1 protein-coding gene is annotated in these 1549 nt (G+C 70.6%); it reads left to right on the top strand.

Features of this window, described 5'->3' with window-relative positions; translation table 11 throughout:
- Positions 1-91: 91 nt before the first annotated feature.
- Positions 92-1129 carry an IS110 family RNA-guided transposase gene (locus FFT21_RS28430; RefSeq protein WP_137816976.1) on the top strand — a complete coding sequence of 346 codons (1038 nt, stop codon included), beginning with the start codon at positions 92-94 and terminating at the stop codon, positions 1127-1129.
- Positions 1130-1549 lie beyond the last annotated feature (420 nt).

The raw sequence follows: 1549 nt of genomic DNA, 5'->3' as shown, positions 1-1549 counted from the left end.
CTGATGGCATGAAGGGGCGGGGCCTCCGTCCCTCGTGGTCCCGAGCGGACACTCGGGTTCTCACGTCAACGCACGACGAAGGAGGCCCCTTGTGTCCGAGTATGACGCGACGCAGGTCGTGGGCATCGACCTGCACCGTCGCCGGTCGGTCATCGTGCGGCAGTCCGCCTCCGGCGAACGGCTCGGTGTCGCCCGCATCGACAATGACCCCATCACGCTGGCCGCCGAGATCGTCAAGGCCGGCGCACACCCTCAGGTGGTGCTCGAAGCGACTTACGGGTGGTACTGGGCAGCCGACGTGTTGGCTGAGGCCGGTGCCCACGTGCGTCTGGCGCACCCGTTGGGGATCAAGGGATTCAGCTATCGACGGGTGAAAAACGACGTCCGGGACGCCAGCGACCTGGCCGATCTGCTGCGGATGGGTCGGCTGCCCGAGGCGTGGATCGCCCCACCAGCCACCCGCGAACTGCGGGAGTTGGTGCGTCACCGCGCCAAGTTGGTCGCGCTGCGCTCCGGGGTGAAGGCCTCGGTCCACGCGGTGTTGGCCAAACAGGGCCTGCACCTGCCGGCCAGTGACCTCTTCGGTGTCCGCGGCCGGGCCCTACTCGCTCAGGCACCCCTGGATGGTGCCTACCGGGCCCGGGTCAACAGCCTGTGCCGGCTCATCGACGCCCTCGGCTTCGAAATCGAGGTGGCCGCCCACCTGGTCTCCGGGCGGCTGGCCGCACACCCCGGCTACCGGGCCCTGCAGACCATCCCGGGTGTCGGCCCCACCCTGGCGGCCGTGTTCGTGGCCGAGATTGGCGACGTGGCCCGGTTCCCGACCGCACGCCACCTCACCTCCTGGGCCGGGCTCACTCCCCGCCACCGCGAATCCGACACCACGGTGCGTCGCGGCCCGATCACCAAACAGGGCTCGGCGCTGGTCCGCTGGGCCGCCATCGAAGCCGCCCAGAAGACTCCCGCCTGGGCAGGATGGTTGGTCCGCGCCCGCGCCGGGATCACCGCCCGCCATGGCCGCAACACCGCCACCGTCGCCGTGGCCCGCAAGCTGCTCACCCTCGTCTACTACGGCCTGCGCGACGGGCACATCCGCGCCCTGCACCAAGCCGCCAGGGACGCCGCGTGAGCGGTTCGGAGGTGACCGGGTGCGTGCTCGCCGCAGGTCTGGCCCCCACCCCACCAGGATGGCGCGGCCGCCCCTCTGATTGACCCCACCCGGCCACGGTCGCAACCCACCATGCCCCCACAGCGAATGGATGACCGGCAGCCGAACCTCCGACCTGCCCTCCGGCACCGCCCGGAACCTGGTGAACGCGACCACCCACCAAACCGAACAATCCCCACCCAGGAGCACCCCCTTCCGGCCCATAACATGATCGCGCGCACGGCGCCGGCGTCCAGGCCAAGCTCCTGCCGGAGTGGCCTACGGCCAGCCTGGACCCCGACACCTTCTGCGCGCCTGCCCCCAGCAAGCCGGAAGCCGGGCAAAACAAGGGCTGCCCCACGCACCATCAAGGCTTGACCGGCCCCACCCCTTCATGGATGA

Origin of the sequence: Gandjariella thermophila, assembly GCF_005405885.1 — a bacterium.
In the GTDB taxonomy this organism is placed as follows: Bacteria; Actinomycetota; Actinomycetes; order Mycobacteriales; family Pseudonocardiaceae; genus Gandjariella; species Gandjariella thermophila.
This window is presented reverse-complemented; position numbering and strand designations above follow the sequence as displayed.